Consider the following 17,882-nt stretch of genomic DNA (forward strand, 5'->3'; position numbering starts at 1 on the left):
CGACTACACATTACGTATTAACGTAATGAAATATATTACACCTGTTTGTATTCCTTCACGGCATCGATAAACGCCTTTGCATTTTCAACAGGTACATTGGGTAGAATACCGTGACCTAAGTTTACTACATAACTATCCTTTCCAAATTCATTGATCATTTGGTGGACCATCTTTTTAATTACAGCTGGCGGTGATAACAATCTTGCAGGGTCAAAATTACCTTGTAATGTAATTTTACCACCACTTAGATATCGCGCATTCCTAGCAGAACATGTCCAATCTACTCCAAGTGCAGATGCACCGGATTTTGCCATTTCGCCTAAGGCGAACCAACATCCTTTACCGAAAACGATAACCGGAGTTTCGTCTTTTAACGCATCGATAATTTGTTGAATGTATTGCCAAGAGAATTCTTGATAATCTGTTGGTGACAGCATGCCGCCCCACGAATCAAAAACTTGTACGGCATTGACACCTGCAGCTACTTTAGCTTTTAGGTATGCAATAGTGGTATCTGTTATTTTCTGTAGTAATTCATGTGCAACAACAGGTTGTGTAAAGCATAATTCTTTTGCTTTGTCAAACGTTTTGCTTCCTTGACCTTGTACACAGTAGCATAAAATAGTCCATGGTGAACCAGCAAAACCAATTAGAGGAACTTCATCGTTCAATTTTTCCTTGGTCGCTTTTATAGCTTCCATTACGTAACCTAATGTTTCATGAACATCTGGTACGATAACGCTATCTAAATCCTTTTGAGTGCGAATAGGATTCGGTAAATACGGACCAAAATTCGGTTTCATTTCTACATGAATGTTCATTGCTTGTGGAATCACCAAAATATCACTGAATAAAATTGCGGCATCCATTCCGTATCTGCGAATAGGCTGTACGGTAATTTCTGATGCCAATTCAGGAGTCTGACAACGAGTAAAGAAGTCATACTTCTCTTTAATCGCCATAAATTCTGGCAAATATCTACCGGCTTGGCGCATCATCCATACTGGCGGTCTCTCTACGGTTTCACCTTTTAAGGCTTTTAAGAATAAGTCGTTTTTTAAACTCATAGGTTGTCTTTGTTCATCTTTGCGAGAAGCTTTGAATGTTTGGCTACGCTCGTAAAGTCAATAATTTTATATTAAGCCAACAGCCAAAGGCTAATCCTTATAATCTTGGTTTACTAGATCTATAACACTTTCTACGGTAGGTATTTTAGCAACTTTTACTTCTTTGAAGTGTTCTCTAGCGGCTTTTGCCGTAGTTTCACCAATACAATAGGCTACTTTGTCAGCTGAGTTTTCCTTTAAAAAACTTTCTACGTTTGATGGACTATAGAACATGATACCTTTTACGGTTTCTGGTATCGATTTGCCAGATAGTTTAGTTCTATACGCCTCAATTGCATTTATGGTTATATTGTTTTCCTCTAAAATACTTGGTAACTCATCTAGACTTAAATTACCATGAAAATAGGTGACCTCTGAACCATCTATAAATTCTATTAGATGGTTAGCTAAATCTTTAGCGTTGTTTTCATAATGCGTTATCTTACCGAATTTGTTTTTAATAAATCGACGTGTTTTTCTGCCAACACAATAAATATTTTCGAAATCAAGCTCCACAGCGCTGCTACTTGTTAAAACAGCTTCAACAGCATTTTTACTCGTGAATACCACGTTTTTGTGTTTCTTCTTTAAAACAATCGGCGAAATTCGGTTGGGACTAATCTTTATAAAATCATCTGAATCTGCATTTACCGAAATATTAAGTAGAAGTTGTTGTGGCGGAGTCAATTTTTTGGTAGAAAAAATATTTATTTCCAAACCGGCATTAGCCAATTCGGTCATTAACCTTTTACCACCTCTTGCTAAAATACTTTTAGCACAGTCTATACCTAAATTTTTATGTTTTCCTAAAGGTGCAGTTAATTCTGCTTCTAGCTTTTTGCTTCCGTCAACATTAAGTAATACGCCTTTAAGGGTGACAATATTTTCTTTATTAATGTAAGATAAAGCTCCAATTGGAGCACTACAACCGCCTTCAAGTTCTCGTAAAAATTCTCTTTCTAGAGTAACACAGGTGTCCGTTTCCTCATGGTTTAATTGTGCGCATGCCTCGCGAATTTCATCATCATTTTCCATAGCAACGACCATGATTGCACCTTGAGCAGGAGCAGGTAGCATCCATGTTAGTCCTATAGTATTTTCAGGCTCTAAACCAATACGCTCTAAACCGGCAGCGGCAAATATGGCACCGTTCCATTCGTTATTATATAGTTTTTCTAATCTACTGTTTACGTTTCCTCTTAAATCAACAATAGTGTGCGTCGGGTATCTATTCAGCCATTGCGCTTGTCTGCGTAAACTTCCTGTTGCAATAACGGCATCACGAGATCCTAAAAACTCCTCGTTATCTTTAAATGCCATGATGTCCATGTAATTACCGCGTTTTAAAACAGCAGCTTTAACAATACCCTTTGGTAGTGCTGTAGGAACATCTTTCATTGAGTGAACAGCGATGTCGATGTCTCCATTTAGCATGGCTACATCCAAAGTTTTTGTAAAAATACCAGTTATGCCCAACTCATAAAGAGGTTTATCTAAGACTAAATCTCCTGTTGATTTTACAGGGACTAATTTAACGATATGCCCTAAAGCTTGTAATTGGTCCTTAACGGTGTTTGCCTGCCATAACGCTAATTCGCTATCGCGTGTTCCTAATCGTATTACTTTACTCATTTTTCGTCCAATTCTAATTGAAATACTTTTTGGATAAATTCTAAACTTGAATTGGAATCTACCGAGTCATCCTTAAGATGATTTGCAAATTGTGTAGTTATTTTTTGAATAATACGATTTGTAATGACATCTGCCTGATCTGCGTTGAAATTGACTGTTTTCTTAGATTGATAGTCAAGCTCTTCATCTTTCATGGTCTTCAGCTTTTTCTTCAATGCTTTTATAACAGGGGCAAATTTTCGAGTTTCTAGCCACTGATTAAAATCGTATTTTACCTCTTCGTTTATGGCTTCTGCCTCCGGAATAAATTGTTTTCTACGCTCTAAAGTTTCATCGGTCATTTGAGATAGATGATCTAAATGAATAACGGTTACGTTTTCCATATTGGAAATGGTATCGTCCACATTTTTAGGAACTGAAAGGTCTAATATCAATAAAGGCTTATTCGTATAAATCAATTCTTTGGTAATCGTAGGCTTTTGTGCACCTGTGGCAACCACTAAAATATCCGATTTCCTTATTTCTGATTGTAAATCGCCATAATCTTTCACCATTAGGTTGAATTTACCAGCAATTTGCTCAGCCTTGCCTTTAGTTCTATTGATTAAGGTGATATGCGGATTCTTGGTGTGCTTAATTAAATTTTCACACGTATTACGACCAATTTTTCCTGTACCGAATAAAAGAATATTCTTCTCTGATACATTTTTAACATTGCGTAAAATATATTGAACGGATGCAAAGGCAACCGACGTAGCTCCCGATGAAATTTCGGTTTCATTCTTTATACGCTTGCTTGCCTGTATAATACTGTTGCATAGACGTTCTATAAAAGGATTGGCTATACCCAATTCTTTTGAACGCTTAAAACTTTGCTTTAATTGACTGATAATTTCAAAATCCCCAAGAATTTGACTATCCAATCCAGTACCTACTCTAAACAGATGATTGATAGCTTCTTTGTTTTTATACACATAGGCAACTTCTTGAAACGCTTCAACGGTTCCGTTAGAATGGTCGCATAATAATTTTATAAGTTGAAAAGGATGTTGGGCAAAACCGTGCAGTTCTGTACGGTTACAAGTAGATGTTGCTAATAGACCATCAATACCTTGATTCTTTGCTTCTGTCAAAAGCTTGTTGACTGCAACTTCATCTAAACTAAATTTACCACGCGCAACGGCATCAGCCTTTTTATAGTTAAGGCCAATTGTGTAAAAGGAGTTGTGTTTAGAAATATGATAGTCCTTCATAAAGCGGATACAAAAGTATGGCTGTCAATCTAATAAAAATAACGCTTGCGGTACAATAAGTGTCGTCTGCAGAATTTTTGGATGAAAAATGATATATATCAGTTTAATAGCATAATTTTATAGGGTTTTAAGACAAATGCAAACTATTTATTTAGACGCTTTCTAAATAGATACAAAACTATTTTAGGAAAATGGAAGTTAAAAATAACGCTCAAAGGTCATATGATGAGGTACTGATTGAAGACGGATTTTACGTACTTAAATTTCATAATGAGGAAGATGTTAATGTTAGCTATTCTCGTGAAATTAATAAGAAATTTATTCAATTTCATTTTTGTTTGAAGGGTAAGGGTACATTTTCGTTTAATCAAGGTAGTTATAGTTTAAATGTTACAGAAGAAAACTCTTTACTACTATATAATATGCAGTTAGACCTACCGCTAGATTTAAAATTAGAGCCAAAATCTTCTATAGTTTCAGTTGTAATGACCTTAAGAAAATTTCATTCCCTATTTACCGCAGAAGCTGATTATATTCCTTTTCTAAGTACAGATAATAAAGAGAAGAAGTATTACGCTCAAGAACCTTTTTCACCATCGATTGCGGTTATATTGAGTCAGATTATTAATTACAATCTGCATCCATCAATAAAAGCGTTATATGTAAAAGGCAAGATTTATGAATTAATCGCTTTGTATTTCAATAGGAGTCCGAATGCAGATATAGAGCAGTGTCCTTATCTAGCGGATGAAGAAAATGTTAAGAAAATTAAACGAGCTAAAGATATCATTCTTGCAAATATGGCCGAGCCACCTACATTGACAGTGCTGGCGAGCGAAGTCGGTATAAGCTTAAAGAGATTGAAAGATGGCTTTAAGCAAATTTATGGAGATTCTGTTTACAGTTTTTTATTCGACCATAAAATGGACTACGCAAAACGGTTATTGGAAACCGGACAGTATAACGTTAATGAAATAGGTTTAAAGGTTGGGTATAGTACGGCAAGTCATTTTATAGCAGCGTTCAAGAAAAAATACAATACCACTCCAAAGAAATACTTAATTGCGTTGACAGGAAATTAAAAGAATAGTTATAGAGGCCTAGCGACCATAATACCTGTATTGCTTTTAATTCCTTTTAAATAATCGGCTAAAGGTAACTTGGAAACTTCAACCTCCATAGAACCTGTAGATGCATGCAGTAAATGAATTCTACCGTCTTTTTCTCGTGTTGCTATACCTGTATGGGTAACATCTAATCCGTTAATTGAGGTGGCTAAGGCGATGATATCACCAGATTGAATTAGGTACTCGTTTTCAGCAATTTTGTCTTGTGCCAAAACACATATGGCCTGACTATTTAGATAATTTTCTGAAGCGTTTATTTTATCGAAATTTGTGTCATCTGCCAAAAAAGGATACAAATCTCTGTGGGTACTCATAAAATTAATATCCTTGGTGATTTCTGTACCACCAATTTCACCAGTTATATCTTTCAGAATTCCTTTTTTGGCATTATTGGCAATCCATTCAGAGAAGTAGTGCAAGCGTGATGCGTACCCATTAAGAGCACCATCTTTATACCGTATAACTTCAAGATTTTCAACAAATGCATCAAACGAATTTTCTTTTTGTCTAAGAAGCATTGAGAACGCCAATACATTCTCAACAAAAGTGGTACAATCTAATCCTTGCAGATTTACTACTAACGTTTCAGTATCCCCAATTTCTAGAGTTTTGGCTACGTATGGTGTTTTCATGAAGGTTTTACCAACGGATACTATTGTGCTTCCAAAATCAGAATTTAAATAACCATCGATTTCGTTAATTTTTTTCTCAACTGCTTCTTTGTCCTTCGGGGAGCAGGTGATTTGTTGTGTGAACCCTAACTGAGAGTTGATAAGTACTATTAGTAGTAGTAAAAACTGACGCATGATATAGAATTATATATTATTACTCTTTTCTGTATTATTTTCCATAAGTACTCTGGTATGTACGATACTCTCAGGATAATTTTTCTGTAAAAAAGTAATTAGTTTTTCACGAACAAAAACCCTTAAATCCCAAAGTGTAGATGCATCTTGTGCACTTACCATAGCCCTTATTTCAACACAAGTAGGCTTAGAATCTGTCACTTGAATGTTTTGGTTTATTCCATCCCATAAATCGGTAGTTTTTAAAACCCGTTCAAGTTCTTTTCTAAGGGCATCAAATGAAACTCTATAATCGGTATATAAATATATAGTACCTAGTAGGTCGGCCGATTTCTTCGTCCAATTTTGAAAGGGTTTTTCGATAAAATAAGAGGTGGGTACAATCAATCTTCTTTTATCCCAAATATTTACAACTACGTAAGTCAGTGTAATTTCCTCGATTCTACCCCATTCACCTTCGACAATAACCACATCGTCAATTTTTATAGGTTGCGCTATGGCAATTTGTATTCCCGCTAAAATACTCGCAATCATTTTTTGGGCAGAAAGACCTACAATGATACCTGCAACCCCAGCGGAGGCAAAAATACTAACACCGATTTCGCGTATGCTCTCAAAACTCATAAGGGCGATACTTGCCCCTATGATGATGATGATGAAAATGATGATGCGCTCTAATATATTAAATTGGGTATAGACCTTACGTGCCCTGTAATTATCGACTGAATTAACATCGTAATTTTTAATGATTTTCCTCTTTGTAATTTTCAGCCCAATTATTAGTAGCCAGGTAAAGGCAAAAATTATAGAAATAGTACTGATCTTACTTAGCAGATAGGTAATCTCTTCAAACCCCAAAAGGTTATGAAACGGTTTAATACGGATTGCAATGGCAATAAATATTATAAAGATGGGCTTTGTGATATTTTTAATATCCTCTTTATCAAGAAGATATTTAGGATTTTTACCTAACCTTCTTAACAATTTAACAGTAATTAATTGAAGCAATAATAATACTAAGATTGCACCAAATATGTAAGCTAACAGTATCGGATTATTGGTTAATTTTTGCATTCAGTGTAGCTTTCGTGTGTAAAGAACAAATTTAGGCATTTAAATATGCAAATAGGAAAGGTTAAACACTATCAACTTTACTTATGCATCGATTTGAAACTTTTTTTGGTTCACAAATGTAGGTAGTATTTCTTGTCTTATTTTTGCACTTGGAAAAACTAACGCTATGAAAGGAATATTATTGGTCAATTTGGGTTCGCCGGAAAGTCCGACCGCAAAAGATGTAAAACCTTATTTAGATGAATTTTTAATGGATGAAAGGGTTATTGATGCCCCTAAATGGTTACGCGCTTTTCTTGTAAAGGGAATTATTTTGCAAACCAGACCAAAGAAATCAGCTAAGGCCTATGCTAAAATTTGGTGGGAGGAAGGTTCGCCACTAATAGTACTATCTGAACGCTTTGCCAATAAAGTACAACAACACACAAAAATGCCGGTTGCGTTAGGTATGAGATATGGTACAATGACCATTAAAAATGCGTTGCAAGAGTTGAAGGATAAGGGAGTAGATGAGGTTCTATTGGTTCCCTTATATCCGCACTATGCTATGTCTAGCTTTGAAACAGTTGTGGTAAAAGTTTTAGAGGAACAACAGCGATATTTTCCTGAAATGGAAGTAACTACGTTACCTGCTTTTTATAAAAATACAGATTATATACAAGCCCTTTCAGAAAGTATTAAAGACGGATTAAAAGATTTCGATTACGACCACATATTGTTTTCATATCATGGTATTCCAGAACGTCATATTCGCAAAAGTGATCCAACACGTTTTCATTGTAAAATTGATGGTAGTTGTTGTAAGATTAACTCAGTAGCACATAATACCTGTTATAGACATCAAGTTTATGATACTACTGAAATGGTTAAGGCATATTTAGGATTGCCTGAAGAACAAGTTAGCTCTTCTTTTCAATCTCGTTTAGCTGGTGACCCGTGGTTAAAACCGTATACGGATTTTGAATTTGTACGTTTGGCTAAAGAAGGAAAAAAACGCTTAGCAGTCATTACTCCCGCTTTTGTTAGCGATTGTTTAGAAACCTTAGAGGAAATAGCCATGGAGGGTAAAGAACAGTTCATGGAAGCTGGTGGTGAAAAGTATAAGCACATACCCTGTATGAATGATAATGAAGCATGGGTAAAGGTGATGGCTAAATGGGTGAATGAGTGGGAGGCCACTGGTAAATTGGCTGTTACACCAAGTACTTAATGTACTGGAAATATAAATCACTTCAAAGGTTCTGGAGTTTACATAAATTCCTTTCAAGGAATATTAATGCCAAACAATAAACTTAAAAAATGGCAAATGTATCCGCTGAACAATTAGGCTCGGAATCTATCTCAAGTTTGCTCATTAAACAGGCCGTTCCCGCCAGTATTGGAATATTGGTGATGTCCCTCAATGTTTTGGTAGATTCTATCTTTGTAGGTAATTGGATCGGTTCTATCGCAATTGCGGCAATAAATGTGGTATTGCCAGTCTCTTTTTTTATTGGTGCATTGGGTATGTCGATCGGTATTGGTGGTGCCAGTATTATTTCTCGTGCATTGGGTGCCAACAATAAGAAAAAGGCACTGCGAACCTTTGGGAATCAAATCTCCTTTACAATTTTAATTACAACCATCATGGTTGCATTGGGCCTTGCTTTTGTAGATAACCTTATTCCGGCATTTGGTGGTAAGGGTTCTATATTTGAACTAGCCAAAATTTATTATGTAATTGTATTGTACGGGGTGCCGCTATTAGCTCTGAACATGATGGGTAATGCTGTAATTAGGGCTGAAGGCAAACCTAAATTTGCCATGATCGCCATGATCATACCGTCCATAGGTAATCTTTTAATGGATTATATCTTCATCAATGTATTGGATTATGGTATGGAAGGTGCTGCTTGGGCAACAACAATTAGTTATTTTTTATGTTTTTGTTACATCCTTTATTTTTTTCTCTCCAAACATTCTGAACTTAAATTAAATCTGCAGGATTTCGGAATTAATTTTAGAATTCTTAAGGAAATAAGCTCCTTAGGGTTTGTGACTCTATCAAGGCAGGCCGTTGTAAGTATTATTTATCTTTTAATGAATAATATTCTTTTTGATTTAGGAGGCGAAGCTATGGTCGCTGTTTATGCCATAATCGGTAGAATGTTGATGTTTGCTCTTTTTCCGGTTTTCGGGGTTACACAAGGATTTTTACCTATTGCCGGATTCAATTATGGAGCTGGAAAATTTGATAGGGTAAAAGAGTCTATTTACACCGCAATAAAATATGCCGCAATTCTTGCTACTATTGTTTTTGCTGGATTGATGATTTTCCCAGAGGAGATTGCCGGACTTTTTCTTAGCCATAAACAAGGTATGAGCTCTGTAGAGCTTGCTACGAATAAATTCGTTCTTGAAAACACCCCTTCGGCCATGCGTTGGGTGTTTGCAGCTACACCGATTATTGCGCTGCAATTAATTGGTGCTGCCTATTTTCAGGCGATAGGTAAAGCCGTACCAGCTTTATTGTTGACGTTGTGTAGACAAGGATTTTTCTTTATTCCACTCATTCTTATTTTGCCAATTTATCTAGGTGAATTAGGGGTTTGGATCTCTTTCCCGATTGCAGATGTACTTGCTACAATTGTAACCGGATATTATTTACGTAAAGAGGTAAATAGAACATTAGTTTCTGAAAAAATGCAGTAAAACCAAACCCAATAAAAAATCATACGTAGGTAGCTTTAGAAACACTTAAAACACACGTATGATTTTTATCTTATCACAATTAATTTCTGTAACAATCTTTTTTGATACGGAAGCTTGGGCAGGTTGATAAACAATCAGATTACCTATATGAAATTACTAAAGGAAGTAGCTGTCAAGTCCCTAGATTTTAGACAAAGAAATTAGTTGTTTGGGGTAGTGTGTAGCAACTCCATTCCAGTAGACGACCTTGGCTTAAAACCTGTCCAATCTTTTTTGTTTGAATTTTCTTGAACCTCTAGAAACTTGGAGTTGTCTTGATTTTTTAAATGCTTTCCAAGAAATGCGGTTACAAAATGTTGGTTGATGTTATTTATTTTACGTTGGTCCCAAGAAGGTTCTGCATACCTGAAATACTCATCTATATGCAAACCTGGCGCCAGTGCCTCTACTGGCGGAGGATTAGGTGCTACGTTATGCCGTGCATTTTGGTAGGTCAACATAAATCGGTCTGCATTTACGGCTCCTTCGTATATAGCTTTTATTCCTTTCTCATAACCGGAAATATCATCTTGACTACCGGCAATAAAGAATGTCGGAGTTTTTAATCCCTTTAATCCTTCAGCATCCCAAACACCACGTTCCATTCCCCAAGGTGCAAAGGCAACAATAGCTTTAATTCTGTCATCAGCTAGTTTTTTATATTCTTCATTACTAGCTGTATTAACAGAAATAGAAGTGCTACCACCTGTCATTCCTGAGAAAAATCCTGCTAACGCTTCGCTATATCCTGCCCCGCCAACATTAAGTACTCCGTAACCACCCATAGAATATCCGATTATGGCTGTGTTATTTGCATCAACTAAACCCTCCAAGTTGCTTTTGGAACCTTGAGCTCCTAATTTTTCCATTTCGTTTATGACAAAGCGAATATCTTTTGGTCTATTTAAAAGAGTACTTTGAAATGCATTGGCGTCTTTAAAAGTAGAATCGGTATGATCTATAGCTGCTACGATATATCCTTTAGATGCTAAGTTTTCGGTCAAATAAGTCATTAAATAGCGTGAGCCAACATAACCATGTGATACTACCACTAAAGGAAATTGAGTGCCGGTTTTCGGCTGTACATCTCTGTATGCTCTTCCCTTAAAGGTAAACGGAGTTAATGGTCTTAAGGTATCACCTGCAGTTCCCATTACTTCGTCGTAAATTACTGTATTGGCATTATCACCTACACTTGCAGGATACCAAACTTCAATGGTTATGGGTCTGTCATATACAGGGTCTTTTCCTTCTTTTGAGTTTAAAATATCAACTTGATTCTTGTTGACAAGATTTATGGTTTGTACACCAACTTTAAACTCACCTCTTGCACTAAGTTCTGGGGCATCGGGCAACAGGTCTCCGTATAAAAAGTCTTGTGTTTGAGCATTTATCGAAGTAATGGCAAACCCATTTAATAGAAATGTTATTAGTGATAAAGAAAGTAATAGTGGTCTAATTTTCATAATTGTCAGTTTATTCGTTTAAATATAGGAATACTTTAAATATTGATTGCGTTTTTTCAATTTTGTTGAACTGTTTCTTTTAGTTGTCATTCTGACTTTTAAAAAGCCAAGCATATACCATATAGCTAGAATATATTAAATAGAGTTTTTAGAACATCTTTTGAATATTAATGATAGAAACTATGTATGGATTGATAATTTGATAAATGTGCCTCTAGAGGAATGCCAATAAAATCTTAAAATCAACATTTTCACAACAATTTGTGTAATTTTAGGATAGACTAATATCAAACTAAGAAAATGAAAAAGCACCTTACCAAGGCGGGCATTATCATGCTTGTACTTTTACTATTGCCTTTATCCTTATTATCTCAAAGAAGGAATAATTCTCAAAATAATGCTCCAACTTACCCAGAAGAACTCTATTCAAGTTTAGATTATCGTTTAATAGGTCCGTTTCGTGGTGGTCGTTCTGCTGCCGTAACCGGGGTTCCTGGCGAACCTAATTTATTTTATTTCGGTGCTGCTGGTGGTGGTGTATGGAAAACATTAGACGGTGGACGTACTTGGGACAATATATCCGATGGCTATTTTGGTGGAAGTATCGGTGCCGTTGAGGTTGCTAAGAGTGACCCGAACGTAATTTATGTTGGTGGAGGTGAAAAAACCTTGCGAGGAAATGTTTCCTCGGGTTATGGAGTTTGGAAAACCGAAGATGGTGGTAAAACATGGGCTTCTGCTGGTTTAGAAAAAAGTAGACATGTACCAAGACTTCGTGTTCATCCTACAGATTATAATACAGTTTATGCAGCTGTGTTAGGTGATATATACAAACCAACTAAAGAACGGGGAGTATATAAAAGTACCGATGGTGGAGAAAACTGGAAACAAGTATTATTTGTAAACGAACAAGCGGGTGCTGTCGATTTAACTTTTGACCCTAATAATCCAAGAATTTTATATGCTTCTACTTGGCATGCGCAGCGCACACCTTATAGCTTAATTAGTGGTGGAGAGGGTTCAGCATTATGGAAGAGTGTGGATAGCGGTGAAACTTGGACAGAGATTTCTAAGAATGAAGGTTTTCCAAAAGATACTTTAGGTATTATTGGCGTAGCAGTTTCTCCAAAAAACTCTGAGCGTGTATGGGCAATTGTAGAGAACAAGGAAAAGGGAGGTTTATACCGTTCTGATGATGGTGGTAAAACTTGGTCTGTCATTAATGAAGAAAGAAAAATTAGACAACGAGCTTGGTATTATACAAGAGTTTATGCAGATACCCAAGATGAAGATGTGGTTTATGTATTAAATGTAAATTATCACAAGTCTACAGATGGGGGTAAATCATTTAAAACATTCAATGCACCTCATGGGGATCATCATGATTTATGGATTTCACCTGAAGATTCGCAACGTATGATTATTGGCGATGATGGTGGTGCACAAATTTCATATGATGGCGGTGAAACATGGAGTACATATTATAACCAACCTACTGCACAGTTTTATCGAGTAACAACAGATAATTCATTTCCATACAGAATATATGTTGCACAACAAGACAATTCTACTTTACGTATAGATCATAGAAGTGATGAAAATTCTATTGGTGATGGCAATTGGGAAGAAACCGCCGGCGGTGAATCGGCCTGGATAGCTGTTGACCCTAAAAATGACGACATCGTTTATGGAGGTAGTTATGATGGATTCTTAACTCGTGTAAATCATGATAAAGGTACCGTTAGAGGTATTAATGTATGGCCAGATAACCCAATGGGTGCAGGTGCAGAAGCCATGAAATATCGTTTTCAATGGAATTTTCCTATTATGTTCAGCAGACATAATCCGAAAAAACTGTACACGTTTTCTAACTATGTACATGTAACGGAAAATGAAGGTCAGAGTTGGGAAGTGTTAAGTGGAGATTTAACTCGAAATGACCCTACAAAATTGGGTTCTAGTGGTGGTCCAATCACACAAGATAATACCAGTGTAGAATATTATTGTACTATTTTTGCGGCGAATGAAAGTCCGTTGAAAGAAGGTATTCTTTGGGTAGGTAGTGATGACGGATTAATTCATGTTTCTAAAGATTCTGGCGCAACATGGGATAATGTTACTCCTACCAATATGCCTGATTGGAATATGATCAATAGCATAGAACCATCTTATTTTGATGAAGGTACATGCTATGTGGCCGCTACAAGATATAAGTTGGGTGATTTTCAACCGTATTTGTACAAAACTACTGATTACGGTAAAACTTGGATAAAAATAACGAACGGTATTCCTGCAGAACATTTTACAAGGGTAGTTCGCGAAGATCCTAAAAAGAAAGGATTATTATATGCAGGTACTGAATCGGGTATGTACATTTCATTTAATGATGGTGCTAGCTGGTCTCCATTCCAGATGAATTTACCAATTGTTCCAATTACTGACTTAGCTATTAAAGATGATAACCTAATCGTTGCAACACAAGGGCGTAGCTTATGGATTATTGATGATTTAACAGTGCTACATCAATTAGATGAAGGCAAGAAAAATCAAAACACGATTCTTTTTAAGCCAAGAGAGTCTTACCGTACAAAAGGGAGAGCATCTAAAAAGCCTTCTAAAACAGCTGGGCAGAATTTAGAGAATGGTGTAATCACACATTTTTTGCTTAAAAATTATACAGAAAAGGATACTGTTCAATTGACCTATACAAATATGGCTGGCGATACCTTGGCAAACTACAATTCGTCTGCCAAGAAAAAGGAGAAGAAGTTGGAAGTAAAAAAAGGCGGTAATACTTTTGTTTGGGATACCCGTGGTAAAGGTGCAGAAAAACTGGAAGGAATGATTTTTTGGTGGGCCAGTTTTGATGGTGCAAAAGCAGTACCTGGTAACTATAAAGTGCATCTAAATGTTAATGGAAATAATAGCTCTGAGACTTTTGCTATTCTACCAGATCCAAGAGCAGAAAGTTCGGTTGCCGAAATGCAAAAACAATTTGATTTTATTACCGATATCAATACCACAATTGAAAATGCGCATCAATCTATAAAGAAGATTAGAAATGTAACGGAACAATTAAATGCTTTCAAAGAACAATACAAAGATGATGACCGAACAAAAGAGTTGGTTGAAAAGGCTAAAGCAATGAAGGATAAGTTGGGTGAAGTAGAAAAGGCATTGTACCAGACACAGAACAGAAGTGGTCAGGACCCATTAAATTTTCCTATAAAACTGACAAACAAATTGGGTCATTTAAACAGCTTGGTTTCAATAGATGATTTTCCTCCAACGGAACAAGATATCGCGGTTAAGAATGAACTAACGGCTAAGATAAATACCGAGCTCAACATTTTTAACGAAGTGATCTCATCAGAATTGAAAGAATTTAATACAGCATTTAATGAATTAAAGTTGAATTATCTATTCATTGAAGAAAGTGAATAGGACATTAAATAAATCCTCTCTAGCAATAGCTGGGATTCATCTATAAAGTCAACGATAAAGAACAAACAAATTATAATGAAAAAACAACTACTATTTTTCATGGCGGTACTCTTGGCCACCATAACTTTTGCACAGACAGCCAATGATTATTTTAAACCTTTAAAATTTCGAAATATAGGCCCGTTTAGGGGTGGACGCTCCGTAACCGCAACAGGGGTTGTCGATGACCCTATGACTTATTATATGGGAACTACAGGTGGTGGAGTATGGAAAACAGAATCTGCCGGGCAGCGTTGGGAGAATATTTCCGATGGTTTTTTTGAATTAGGCTCTGTAGGTGCTGTATCCGTATCTATATCTAATCCGAACATTGTGTATGTTGGTATGGGCGAACATGCCCCACGTGGGGTAATGACATCCTATGGTGACGGCGTCTATAAATCTACAGATGCAGGCCATACATGGAAAAAGATGGGTCTAGAAAAGACACAACATATTTCTCGTATCATTATACATCCTACAAATCCTGATATCGTTTATGTAGCTGCTCAAGGAGCTCTCTTTGAAGGTAATCCTGAACGTGGTATTTACAAATCAACTGACGGTGGTCAAACATGGACAAATACGCTATTTGTAAATGAATTAACTGGTGCATCTGAGCTTTCTATGGATGCAAATTATCCTGAAATCATGTATGCCGCTATGTGGGAGTATCAGCGTAAACCGAATATGATAGTAAGTGGGGGTCCTGGAAGCGGACTCTATAAATCTACCGATGCTGGAGAGACTTGGAAGAAAATACATAAAGGTCTTCCAGAAGAAAAAGGCAAAATGGCAATTGCCGTTAGTCCATCAAACTCCAACAAAGTATATGCATTGATTGAAAGTGATTCAGATGCTGATAAAGGCGGACTTTTCGTGTCAAACGATGCAGGGGAATCCTGGACTATGGCTAGTGGTGATAATAGATTGGTACAACGTGCATGGTATTATATTGAGGTGTTTGTAGATCCTAATGATGAGGATACGGTGTATGTGTTAAGTGCACCAGCATTGCGTTCTGAAGATGGTGGTAAAACATGGGAGAATGTTGAGGTTGCCCATGGCGATACGCATGATTTATGGATCAATCCCAACGATTCTAAAAATATGATATTGGCAGATGACGGTGGCGCATCCGTCTCTTTTGATTACGGAAAAACTTGGTCTACCCAAAGTAATATGCCAACTGCTCAATTTTATCGTATTAACGTAGATAATTTGTTTCCTTATAATATTTATGGAGGTCAACAGGATAATGCATCCGTAAAAATCGCCAGCCTATCTACAGGTAGCGGTAGCATAACTACTAGAGATTGGACCGATTCTGCCGGAGGTGAGAGTGCCTTTTTAGCATTTGACCCAGATAATCCGCGTTATGTTATGGGCGGTCAATATTTAGGTACTATCGAAATTATGGATATGGAATCTAAAGCTTCAACCCAGATTATGGAAGCTCCTATTCAGTATTTAGGTCGTGAGGCTAGAAACATGAAGTATCTGTTTAATTGGAATGCTCCCATAATAGCTTCAACCCATGAATTAGGCACCTTTTATCACGGTGCTCAATATGTCTTTAGAACTCGAGATATGGGTAAGACTTGGGATAAAATTTCTCCAGATTTAACTCGTGATATTGATGCAAAACAAGGCAACGGTGGCGGACCATATACCAACGAAGCAGTAGGTGCCGAAAATTATGGAACATTGGCATATATTTTAGAATCTCCACATGAAAAAGGATATATCTGGACAGGCAGTGACGATGGATTAGTGCATTTGACTAAAAACGGAGGTGAAACATGGGAAAACGTTACTCCGAAAGGATTAAAGGAATGTTTGATCAACGCTATAGAAGTGTCTCCACATGATGCGGCAACGGCTTATATAGCTACAACACGATATAAATTCAATGATTATACTCCTGGTTTTTATAAAACGACCGATTATGGAAAAACCTGGATTGCGATAAACTCCGGTATTCCTTACGGGGCTTTTACACGGGTGGTACGTGAAGATGAATTTAAAAAAGACCTTTTGTATGCCGGTACCGAAAAGGGAATATATACATCATGGAACGGAGGTAAGTCTTGGGAGCCTTTTCAGTTGAATTTACCGAATACTCCAATTACAGATTTAAAAATGCACAAAGGTGATATGGTCGTAGCAACCTCGGGTCGTTCATTTTGGATTCTTGATGATGTAGTTGCATTGGGTCAATATCAGCCTTCCAAAAAAGGACTTCAAATTTTAAAACCAAAAGATGCTTATAATGGCTCTTGGGGTAGCCCATTAAATGGCAATTCAGATAAGTTTACAGGCAGTGATACTTTTGAAGGTATCAACCCGGCAAACGGAATAGTGCTATATTATGAGCTTACTAAATTAAAGGACAGTACTGAGATTACCTTAGAAATTTCAGATTCAAATGGTAAAACTATAAGAACTATTAGCTCAGAAAAAGACCCTTCTTATAAACCTCATAATGGTGGTGGAGCTCCACCCGCACCAGTGCTTAGTAAAAAAGAAGGGTTGAACCGTTTTGTATGGGATATGAAATACCCAATTATGCCAGGTATACCAGATGTCTATATAGAAGCTGGTTTTAGCGGACACAAAGTTTCTCCAGGTACTTATACGTTTAAATTAATGGTTGATGGGCAATCTGTTTCTACAACTGGGACTATTAAAGAAGTACCAATCTATGAAACGAAACCTGGTCAATATGAAGAGTATGATGCTTTTATGACGACTGCTGAAGCTGAGTTGACTACAATGCATAACATGATTAATCAATTATATGCTGTTCAAGAAAATTTAACTAAGGTATTAAAGAATGTTACCGAAGCTGCTGTTAAGAAAGAAGGAGATAAACTGCTAGCAGATCTAAAAGCGTGGGACAATGATATGGTGCAACGTAAATCTCAAGCCTATGATGATGTGGAGAATTTTCCGAATAAATTTTCAGCGGAATATATATTTATGATCAATCAGACGAATAGTAGTATTCCAAGATTGAACCAATCAAGTATAGACAGAAAAGCAGAATTAGATGCGCAATGGTCAGGTTTAAAATCAAAAGGCAATCAATTCATCAACACTGCTATTCCTGCCTATAATAAAAGATTGTGGGAAGCTGGAATTGGAGCTATAAGATTATAATAAAGAATCTATTCGCTTTTGCTAACTTTGAACTTGAATTTTA

At 36.5% G+C, this 17,882-nt stretch carries 11 protein-coding genes; 5 read left to right on the forward strand and 6 right to left on the reverse strand.

What is annotated here, in order from left to right:
• Positions 1-35: 35 nt before the first annotated feature.
• From hemE to hemA, 3 genes are all read right to left on the reverse strand, one after another.
• Positions 36-1,067, reverse strand: coding sequence for a uroporphyrinogen decarboxylase (gene hemE, locus AACZ41_RS03165; protein WP_339626430.1), 1,032 nt, complete (start codon positions 1,065-1,067; stop codon positions 36-38).
• Positions 1,068-1,157: 90 nt separating this feature from the next.
• Positions 1,158-2,738 (reverse strand): hydroxymethylbilane synthase, encoded by a 1,581-nt coding sequence (hemC, locus tag AACZ41_RS03170; RefSeq protein ID WP_339626432.1) that lies wholly within the window; start codon positions 2,736-2,738, stop codon positions 1,158-1,160.
• Positions 2,735-3,991: a glutamyl-tRNA reductase gene (hemA, locus tag AACZ41_RS03175; protein ID WP_339626434.1), complete on the reverse strand. Its 1,257-nt coding sequence runs from the start codon at positions 3,989-3,991 to the stop codon at positions 2,735-2,737. Before hemA ends, hemC begins: the two co-directional genes overlap by 4 nt.
• 191 nt (positions 3,992-4,182) lie before the next feature.
• Between hemA and AACZ41_RS03180 the strand changes: the two genes are divergently transcribed.
• On the forward strand, positions 4,183-5,073 hold the full coding sequence (locus AACZ41_RS03180; RefSeq protein ID WP_339626436.1) for an AraC family transcriptional regulator: 891 nt from the start codon (positions 4,183-4,185) through the stop codon (positions 5,071-5,073).
• Between the two features lie 8 nt (positions 5,074-5,081).
• Here the strand turns inward: AACZ41_RS03180 and AACZ41_RS03185 are convergent, their stop codons facing one another.
• Together AACZ41_RS03185 and AACZ41_RS03190 are read right to left on the reverse strand one after the other, a co-directional pair.
• Positions 5,082-5,924, reverse strand: a complete 843-nt coding sequence (locus AACZ41_RS03185) for an N-acetylmuramoyl-L-alanine amidase-like domain-containing protein (RefSeq protein WP_339626438.1) — start codon at positions 5,922-5,924, stop codon at positions 5,082-5,084.
• A 9-nt stretch (positions 5,925-5,933) separates the two neighbouring features.
• Positions 5,934-6,998 (reverse strand): mechanosensitive ion channel domain-containing protein, encoded by a 1,065-nt coding sequence (locus AACZ41_RS03190; RefSeq protein ID WP_339626440.1) that lies wholly within the window; start codon positions 6,996-6,998, stop codon positions 5,934-5,936.
• Between the two features lie 166 nt (positions 6,999-7,164).
• On the opposite strand from AACZ41_RS03190, the gene hemH reads away from it, so the two are divergent.
• Together hemH and AACZ41_RS03200 are read left to right on the forward strand one after the other, a co-directional pair.
• Positions 7,165-8,208: a ferrochelatase gene (gene hemH, locus AACZ41_RS03195; protein ID WP_339626442.1), complete on the forward strand. Its 1,044-nt coding sequence runs from the start codon at positions 7,165-7,167 to the stop codon at positions 8,206-8,208.
• Between the two features lie 89 nt (positions 8,209-8,297).
• On the forward strand, positions 8,298-9,689 hold the full coding sequence (locus tag AACZ41_RS03200; RefSeq protein ID WP_339626444.1) for an MATE family efflux transporter: 1,392 nt from the start codon (positions 8,298-8,300) through the stop codon (positions 9,687-9,689).
• Positions 9,690-9,889: 200 nt separating this feature from the next.
• On the opposite strand, the gene AACZ41_RS03205 is transcribed toward AACZ41_RS03200, so the two are convergent.
• Positions 9,890-11,194, reverse strand: coding sequence for a dienelactone hydrolase (locus AACZ41_RS03205; RefSeq protein WP_339626446.1), 1,305 nt, complete (start codon positions 11,192-11,194; stop codon positions 9,890-9,892).
• 300 nt (positions 11,195-11,494) lie between these two features.
• On the opposite strand from AACZ41_RS03205, the gene AACZ41_RS03210 reads away from it, so the two are divergent.
• The gene (locus tag AACZ41_RS03210) at positions 11,495-14,638 is read left to right on the forward strand and encodes a glycosyl hydrolase (RefSeq protein ID WP_339626448.1); all 3,144 of its coding nucleotides are present in this window, start codon (positions 11,495-11,497) and stop codon (positions 14,636-14,638) included.
• 75 nt (positions 14,639-14,713) lie between these two features.
• Entirely contained in the window at positions 14,714-17,839 is a 3,126-nt protein-coding gene (locus AACZ41_RS03215; RefSeq protein ID WP_339626450.1) for a glycosyl hydrolase, read from the forward strand.
• Positions 17,840-17,882 lie beyond the last annotated feature (43 nt).

The sequence above is a fragment of the uncultured Maribacter sp. genome (genome assembly GCF_963974015.1).
GTDB lineage: Bacteria > Bacteroidota > Bacteroidia > Flavobacteriales > Flavobacteriaceae > Maribacter.

Bases quoted from the DNA above. Each gene is read 5' to 3' on its own strand.
- hemE (WP_339626430.1), bottom strand. From the start codon at position 1,067: ATGAGTTTAAAAAACGACTTATTCTTAAAAGCCTTAAAAGGTGAAACC.
- hemC (WP_339626432.1), bottom strand. From the start codon at position 2,738: ATGAGTAAAGTAATACGATTAGGAACACGCGATAGCGAATTAGCGTTA.
- hemA (WP_339626434.1), bottom strand. From the start codon at position 3,991: ATGAAGGACTATCATATTTCTAAACACAACTCCTTTTACACAATTGGC.
- AACZ41_RS03180 (WP_339626436.1), top strand. From the start codon at position 4,183: ATGGAAGTTAAAAATAACGCTCAAAGGTCATATGATGAGGTACTGATT.
- AACZ41_RS03185 (WP_339626438.1), bottom strand. From the start codon at position 5,924: ATGCGTCAGTTTTTACTACTACTAATAGTACTTATCAACTCTCAGTTA.
- AACZ41_RS03190 (WP_339626440.1), bottom strand. From the start codon at position 6,998: ATGCAAAAATTAACCAATAATCCGATACTGTTAGCTTACATATTTGGT.
- hemH (WP_339626442.1), top strand. From the start codon at position 7,165: ATGAAAGGAATATTATTGGTCAATTTGGGTTCGCCGGAAAGTCCGACC.
- AACZ41_RS03200 (WP_339626444.1), top strand. From the start codon at position 8,298: ATGGCAAATGTATCCGCTGAACAATTAGGCTCGGAATCTATCTCAAGT.
- AACZ41_RS03205 (WP_339626446.1), bottom strand. From the start codon at position 11,194: ATGAAAATTAGACCACTATTACTTTCTTTATCACTAATAACATTTCTA.
- AACZ41_RS03210 (WP_339626448.1), top strand. From the start codon at position 11,495: ATGAAAAAGCACCTTACCAAGGCGGGCATTATCATGCTTGTACTTTTA.
- AACZ41_RS03215 (WP_339626450.1), top strand. From the start codon at position 14,714: ATGAAAAAACAACTACTATTTTTCATGGCGGTACTCTTGGCCACCATA.